The 7,096-nt window shown below is 70.3% G+C and carries 6 protein-coding genes; 1 reads left to right on the top strand and 5 read right to left on the bottom strand.

From position 1 onward, the window contains the following. Positions 1–1,977: phosphocholine-specific phospholipase C (locus ACWGI8_RS14520; RefSeq protein WP_453660892.1), on the bottom strand; the 1,977-nt coding region annotated here is incomplete at its 3' end. Between the two features lie 193 nt (positions 1,978–2,170). Between ACWGI8_RS14520 and ACWGI8_RS14515 the strand changes: the two genes are divergently transcribed. Further along, on the top strand, positions 2,171–3,091 hold the full coding sequence (locus ACWGI8_RS14515) for a hypothetical protein (protein WP_453660890.1): 921 nt from the start codon (positions 2,171–2,173) through the stop codon (positions 3,089–3,091). A gap of 258 nt (positions 3,092–3,349) precedes the next feature. Here ACWGI8_RS14515 and gatB read toward each other — a convergent pair whose 3' ends face one another. Genes gatB through gatC form a run of 4 tightly spaced genes read right to left on the bottom strand, consistent with a single transcriptional unit; the run spans position 3,350 to position 6,918 of the window. Beyond that, on the bottom strand, positions 3,350–4,864 hold the full coding sequence (gene gatB, locus ACWGI8_RS14510) for an Asp-tRNA(Asn)/Glu-tRNA(Gln) amidotransferase subunit GatB (RefSeq protein ID WP_453660889.1): 1,515 nt from the start codon (positions 4,862–4,864) through the stop codon (positions 3,350–3,352). Between the two features lie 15 nt (positions 4,865–4,879). Then, on the bottom strand, positions 4,880–5,119 hold the full coding sequence (locus tag ACWGI8_RS14505; protein ID WP_453660888.1) for a hypothetical protein: 240 nt from the start codon (positions 5,117–5,119) through the stop codon (positions 4,880–4,882). Then, entirely contained in the window at positions 5,116–6,615 is a 1,500-nt protein-coding gene (gatA, locus tag ACWGI8_RS14500; protein ID WP_453660886.1) for an Asp-tRNA(Asn)/Glu-tRNA(Gln) amidotransferase subunit GatA, read from the bottom strand. The genes ACWGI8_RS14505 and gatA overlap by 4 nt, the downstream gene beginning before the upstream one ends. A gap of 6 nt (positions 6,616–6,621) precedes the next feature. Further along, the gene (gene gatC / locus ACWGI8_RS14495; RefSeq protein ID WP_016642027.1) at positions 6,622–6,918 is read right to left on the bottom strand and encodes an Asp-tRNA(Asn)/Glu-tRNA(Gln) amidotransferase subunit GatC; all 297 of its coding nucleotides are present in this window, start codon (positions 6,916–6,918) and stop codon (positions 6,622–6,624) included. Positions 6,919–7,096: the final 178 nt, after the last annotated feature.

Below are 7,096 nucleotides of genomic sequence, written 5' to 3'. Positions count from 1 at the left end.
GTGGACGACGGTGCGGCTGCGGCCGGGCTTCACCGTGACCTCCCGGGTCCAGTCGCGGAGGTCCTCCTCGTCGACGTACCCGAGGGGGCGGACGGTGAAGGTGACGGCCCGGTCGCCGTTGTTGCGGAGCGTGAGAAGCAGATCGCGGTCGTGGTGGTCGATGCGCGAGACGACCTCGGCGCCGCCCCTGACCGGGCCGGCGAACTCGCGCCGGAAGCCGTTCGGCCCGGTGATCGTGAACCGGTAGGCGTCCCCGGTAAGGGGCACGCTCCATTGCGCCGTGCCCCTTACGTCCTTGTGCTGCGGGACAGGGAACTCACCGGCGTACGGGTAGAGCGCGAAGTGTGCGCTCGCGCGCCCCGTGTTCCTGAGGGCGACTGTCAGCGCGCCGTCGCCGAGCTTCGCGGAGGCGTCCGGCTGGTACGGCAGCGGGCGCGCGGGCCGCGTGCCCGGCTCCTGCACGGGCATGTGCTGCACCAGCGGCGGCTGCGGCCGCCAGCGGCCCGTGAACGGCGGGATCGCGCCGGGCTGCTCGACCTCGGGCTGCGGCCGGCCGCGCCGGAAGTCGAAGGCGGAGGTCAGATCGCCGGTGACAGCGCGCCGCCAGGCGGTGATGTTGGGCTCCTCGATACCCGTCCACTTCTCCAGGAACCGGACCACCGAGCTGTGGTCGAAGACCTCGGAGCAGACGTAGCCGCCGACGGTCCACGGCGAGATCACGAGCAGCGGAACGCGGATGCCGAGGCCCGTGGGCTTGCCCTGCCAGCGCTCCTCGGTGTTGTCGGCGGGCGGCACCGGCGGCGGCACATGGTCGAAGAAGCCGTCGTTCTCGTCGTAGTTGATCAGGACGACGGTGTGCCGCCAGACGTCGGGGTGCGAGCCGAGGGCGTCCAGCACCTTGTAGACGAGGGTGGCGGAGGCGATCGGCGAGGAGGAGCCCGGGTGCTCGGAGTCGACCGCGGACGGCACCAGGTACGACACTTCGGGGAGCGCGCCGGCCGCCACGTCCGCGCGGAACTGGTCGGCGAGGCTGCCGGTCTCACCGCGCCGCAGCCCACGCTCGAAGAGCGAGCGCTCCTCCTTGGTGAGCGTGGCCACTCCCTCCTCCAGCGCGGCCAGCAGCCGGGCCCTTTCGGCGGTGTCGGAGGTGTCGCGGACCTTCGCGTAGAAGGCCTCCATGAAGGTGAAGTCGCCGGCCTTGGCGAGGGCCTTCCGGGCGATCTTCTTGAAGGTGGTGAAGAACTCGAGGTTGTTGTCGGTGAAGTTCTCCCACTCCTGGTACGTCTTCCAGCTGCGGCCCGCCTTCTCCAGCCGCTCGGCGTAGGTGGGCCACGGGTATCCGGGGTGGCGGTCCTCGGCGTACGCGGCGTTCGACACCGCACGGCTGCCGTCGGCCTCGAAGCCGGTCCAGCCGCTCCACAGATGGTTGCGGTTGGGGCTCGTCGACGTATGGATCGACGAGTGGTACGCGTCGCAGATCGTGAACGTGTCGGCGAGCTCGTAGTGCAGCGGGATGTCGCGACGGTCGTAGTACGCCATGGTCGCCGCGGTTTTGGCCGAAACCCAGCCGTCCATCCAGCCGTCGTGCCAGGCCTTGGCTCCGCCGCCCCAGGAGTGGTCGAGGTCGCCGATGTACTGGAGGTCCTTCTTCTGCGTCTCGGCGGCGCCGCGCACCGGGAAGGGCAGCACGGTGCCCAGGGGACCGGGCTGCTCGAAGACGGGCTTGCCGGAGGGCAGTTCGACGGCGTTGCGGTCACCGAAGCCACGGACGCCGCGCAGGGTGCCGAAGTAGTGATCAAAGGAACGGTTCTCCTGCATCAGGATCACCACGTGTTTGATCGCGTGCAGCCCCCCGGAGGGCGGCTGGGCGGCGAGCGCCTCCTGCAGGGACGGCGGCAGCAGGGACCCGGCCGCCGCGGCACCGAGGGCGCCCCCGCCGAGTGCGAACAGCCGTCGACGTGAGATGTCCGTGGTCAAGTGATCCTCCTGAGTCGCGCGTTACCGCCCGGAAGCTAGTGAGAGCAGATGGCGGAGGAGAGTCCCGGGGACGACTGCGGAATGAACGTCCAAGAGGCCCGCCGGAGAGTCCAGGCGAGATCCCGCCACCGGACGGCCGGTCGGCGGCGCCTGACATGGCAGCGTTGTCAGTGACGCCTGCCACCATGGGTCCATGACCAATACGGGGGCATCCACGGGGGCGTCCAGGACCGCCGGAGTCACCACGCCGGCCGCGGCGGCAGAGCTCGCGCAGCAGCTGCACGACGCCCCGGAGGGACACTTCGGCCGGCCGCCGGTCGAGGTCGTGTCGTACCGGCCGGGGGCGACGCCGGTGGAGCGGCGCGAGGCGTTCCGGGAGGTGTACGACGCGCTGGTTGCCAGGATCGGCGAGCCGACGCTGTACGGGGGATCGGCGCGGGGGCCCGGTGTGCGGTGGCGCGACGACAGCCGGCTGGTGCTGCTGTCGGGCGACCGCTTCGGTGCCCGGCTGTCGGTCCACCGTCCGGAGGAGCTGGAGGACGAGGAGCGCCGGCGCTTCGAATGGGGCGGCGCCTGGTCGGTGGACGAGCCGGAGGACTTCGATCTCCTGCCGTACAGCTGGCAGTTGTACCGGAACGGGCCGGGTGCGCGACCCGTGGCACGTCCCGGCGCCCGGCTCGCGAGCCGCTGGGACCATCTGGAGACCGCACTGGAGCTGATGCTCGCGGCCTGGGCCGAGCAGCTTCCGGTGCAGGTGCCGGGCGACTGGGCGGGCTTCACCATCCGTTGCAGCCGGGACTGGGGGCGTGATCTGGTCGTCTCGTACAGCCCGGGCGAGGGGCTGGGGGTGGCGGTCGACGACCGGGACGCGGAGCAGGGCCCGGAGCGGGAGCGGCAGATGCGGGAGCGTGGCTGGCAGACCCGCGACAAGGGCTGGTGGCAGTCGGCCTTCCCGGACTCGGAGGAGGGCGCGGCGGCCGCGGCGGCACGGCTGGCGGTCGGTGAGCTGCGGGCGCGCGGGGCGGTCACTCCGGACGAGCTGGTGGCCCGGGACGTCGGTGTGAACGACCGCGGCGAGCTGTGGCTCCCCGGCCTGGGTATACGGACGTACTGACGCCCCTCCCCGGACAGCTTCCGTACGACGCCGCTGTGCGCAGCGGCGCTGACGGCGCTGTGCGCGGCGGCGCTGACGACACCGGCGTTCCCGGCGGCACTTCGGCTGTCGGCGAAGCGCTCCTGATGACCACGGCCGGGCAGCTGGGCGCAACGGAAGGGCAGGCACAGCTGAAGGCCGGACGAGCGGAACAGCGGACAAGCGGAAGGGCGGGACACCGCGCTCGGCGTCCCGCCCTTCCGTCCGTACAGCTGCGGATCAGCCCTCGGTCACGCCGAGCCTCTCCAGGATCAGCTCCTTGACACGGGCAGCGTCGGCCTGGCCACGGGTGGCCTTCATGACCGCGCCGACCAGCGCGCCGACCGCCGCGACCTTGCCGCCGCGGATCTTGTCCGCGATGGCCGCGTTGCCGGCGATCGCCTCGTCGACAGCGGTGCCCAGCGCACCCTCGTCGGAGACGACCTTGAGGCCGCGCTTCTCGACCACGGCATCCGGGTCGCCCTCGCCCGCGAGGACACCCTCGATGACCTGGCGCGCCAGCTTGTCGTTGAGCGAACCGTCACCGACCAGGGCGGTCACCCGGGCGACCTGCTCCGGGGTGATGGCCAGCGCGTCGAGGGAGACGCCCGACTCGTTGGCGTTACGGGACAGCTCGCCCATCCACCACTTACGGGCGGAGACGGAGTCGGCGCCCGCCTCGATCGTGGCGACGATCAGGTCGACCGCGCCCGCGTTGAGGATCGACTGCATGTCGTGCTCCGAGATGCCCCACTCCTCACGGAGCCGGTTGCGGCGCACGCGCGGCAGCTCGGGGAGCCCCGCGCGGAGCTCCTCGACCCACTCACGGGACGGGGCGACGGGAACGAGGTCGGGCTCCGGGAAGTACCGGTAGTCCTCGGCCTCCTCCTTGACCCGGCCGGACGTCGTCGAACCGTCCTCCTCGTGGAAGTGACGGGTCTCCTGGACGATCGTGCCGCCCGAGGAGAGCACCGCGGCATGGCGCATGACCTCGTAGCGCACCGCACGCTCGACGGAACGCAGCGAGTTGACGTTCTTCGTCTCGGAGCGGGTGCCGAACTTCTCGGTGCCGTTCGGCCGCAGCGAGAGGTTCACGTCGCAGCGCATCTGGCCCATTTCCATACGGGCCTCGGAGACATCGAGAGCGCGGATGAGCTCGCGCAGTTCGGCGACGTACGCCTTCGCGACCTCGGGAGCGCGCTCACCGGCGCCGACGATCGGCTTGGTGACGATCTCGATCAGCGGGATGCCGGCGCGGTTGTAGTCCAGCAGGGAGTGGGACGCGCCGTGGATACGGCCGGTGGCACCGCCGACGTGGGTCGACTTGCCGGTGTCCTCCTCCATGTGGGCGCGCTCGATCTCCACGCGGAAGACCTCGCCGTCCTCCAGCTGGACGTCCAGATAGCCGTTGAAGGCGATCGGCTCGTCGTACTGCGAGGTCTGGAAGTTCTTCGGCATGTCCGGATAGAAGTAGTTCTTCCGGGCGAAACGGCACCACTCGGCGATCTCGCAGTTGAGCGCGAGACCGATCTTGATGGCGGACTCGACGCCCACGGCGTTCATCACCGGCAGCGAGCCGGGCAGGCCGAGGCAGGTGGGGCAGGTCTGCGAGTTGGGCTCGGCGCCCAGCTCGGTCGAGCAGCCACAGAACATCTTGGTCCTGGTGCCGAGTTCGACATGGACCTCAAGGCCCATGACGGGGTCGTACGACGCGAGAGCGTCCTCGTACGACACCAGGTCAGTCGTGACGGTCACGGTGAAACTTCCCTCTCAGCCCAGCAGGACGTCGTCGTCGCCCAGGCGCTTCAGCTCGCGGTAGAGCAGCGCGAGGCCGGTGATGATGGCGGCGGCGGACACGGCGGCGTCGATCAGCCGGAGCGTGTCGTGCTCCATGCGGGCCTTCTTGACCTGCTTGGCGACGCTGATCGCACCGAAGGCGGTGGTGCCCATGGACAGGTACGTGCCGGTCTTGGACTTCTTGAAGCCCTTGGCCTTCTGCAACGTGCTCACAGTGACGGTGCCTCCTCCAGCAGCGGGTGGCCCCACTTTTCCACGAAGGCGGCCTCGACGGCCGCACCCACCTTGTAGAGGCGGTCGTCCTTCATGGCGGGGGCGATGATCTGCAGACCGACCGGGAGGTTGTCCTCCGGAGCCAGGCCGCAGGGCAGCGACATCGCCGCGTTGCCGGCCAGGTTGGTCGGGATGGTGCACAGGTCGGCGAGGTACATCGCCATCGGGTCGTCGGCACGCTCACCGATCGGGAAGGCGGTGGTCGGGGTCGTCGGGGAGACGATCACGTCGACCTGCTCGAAGGCCTTCTCGAAGTCCTGCTTGATGAGCGTACGGACCTTCTGGGCGCTGCCGTAGTACGCGTCGTAGTAGCCGGACGACAGGGCGTACGTACCGAGCATGATGCGGCGCTTGACCTCGTCGCCGAAGCCGGCCTCACGGGTGAGGGCGGTGACGTCCTCGGCGGACTTGGTGCCGTCGTCCCCGACGCGCAGGCCGTAGCGCATGGCGTCGAAGCGCGCGAGGTTCGAGGAGCACTCGGACGGCGCGATCAGGTAGTACGCGGAGAGCGCGAGGTCGAAGGACGGGCAGTCCAGCTCGACGATCTCGGCGCCCAGCTCGCGCAGCAGCTCGACGGACTCGTCGAAGCGCTGGACGACGCCGGCCTGGTAGCCCTCGCCGCGGAACTGCTTGACCACGCCGACACGCATGCCGCTGACGCTGCCGTTGCGGGCCGCCTCCACGACCGGCGGGACCGGCGCGTCGATCGAGGTCGAGTCCAGCGGGTCGTGCCCGGCGATGACCTCGTGCAGCAGCGCCGCGTCCAGGACCGTACGGGCGCACGGGCCGCCCTGGTCGAGGGACGAGGAGAAGGCGACCATGCCGAAGCGGGAGACACCGCCGTAGGTCGGCTTGACGCCGACGGTGCCGGTGACGGCGGCGGGCTGACGGATCGAACCGCCGGTGTCCGTGCCGATGGCGAGCGGGGCCTGGTACGAGGCGAGGGCGGCGGACGAGCCACCGCCGGAGCCGCCGGGGATCCGGGTCAGGTCCCAGGGGTTGCCGGTCGGACCGTACGCGCTGTTCTCGGTCGAGGACCCCATGGCGAACTCGTCCATGTTGGTCTTGCCGAGGATCACGACGTCGGCGGCCTTGAGACGCTTGGTGAGCGTGGCGTCGTACGGCGGGATCCAGCCCTCGAGGATCTTCGAACCGACCGTGGTCGGGATGCCCTCGGTGGTGAAGATGTCCTTCAGCGCGAGCGGGACGCCGGCCAGCGGGCCCAGCTCCTCGCCGCGCTCGCGCTTGGCGTCGACTGCGCGGGCCTGCGCGAGAGCGCCCTCACGGTCGATGTGCAGGAAGGCGTTGACCTTCTCGTCCACGGCCTCGATGCGGGCGAGGTGCGCCTCGGTGACCTCGACGGCCGTGAGCTCGCCGGCGGCGATCTTCGCGGCGATCTCGGCCGCGGTGAGCTTGATGATGGTGCTGTCCGTCATGACTGTTTAGTCCTCCCCCAGGATCTGCGGCACCTTGAAACGCTGCTGCTCCTGTGCAGGGGCGCCGGAGAGCGCCTGCTCGGGGGTGAGCGACGGACGGACCTCGTCCGCGCGCATGACATTGGTCAGCGGCAGCGGGTGGGAGGTCGGCGGTACGTCTTGGTCGGCGACCTCGGAGACGCGGGCGACCGCGCCGATGATGTCGTCGAGCTGTCCGGCGAAGTGGTCGAGCTCTTCGTCCTTCAGCTCCAGACGTGCCAGCCGGGCGAGGTGAGCGACCTCCTCGCGCGTGATGCCAGGCATGCAGCGATCCTCAGGGGTGAGTGTGATGGTTTTGGCCCAATCCTATGGGCCAGCCGCCAGTGCCCGCGAAACCCTTTCCCCGCCGCACCGGCGCACGCCCTCTCGGGCCGCCGCCCGCCCGCCGCACAGCCGCGTTCCGACGTTCTCCCGCTACTGGTCATGTCCCGTTCATTTCAAA

This window comes from Streptomyces sp. NPDC054841, assembly GCF_053611045.1.
This window is presented reverse-complemented; position numbering and strand designations above follow the sequence as displayed.

What these genes read in the sequence shown, in the direction of transcription:
- ACWGI8_RS14515 (WP_453660890.1), top strand. Translation starts at nt 2,171, where the DNA reads ATGACCAATACGGGGGCATCCACGGGGGCGTCCAGGACCGCCGGAGTC.
- gatA (WP_453660886.1), bottom strand. Translation starts at nt 6,615, where the DNA reads ATGACGGACAGCACCATCATCAAGCTCACCGCGGCCGAGATCGCCGCG.
- gatC (WP_016642027.1), bottom strand. Translation starts at nt 6,918, where the DNA reads ATGCCTGGCATCACGCGCGAGGAGGTCGCTCACCTCGCCCGGCTGGCA.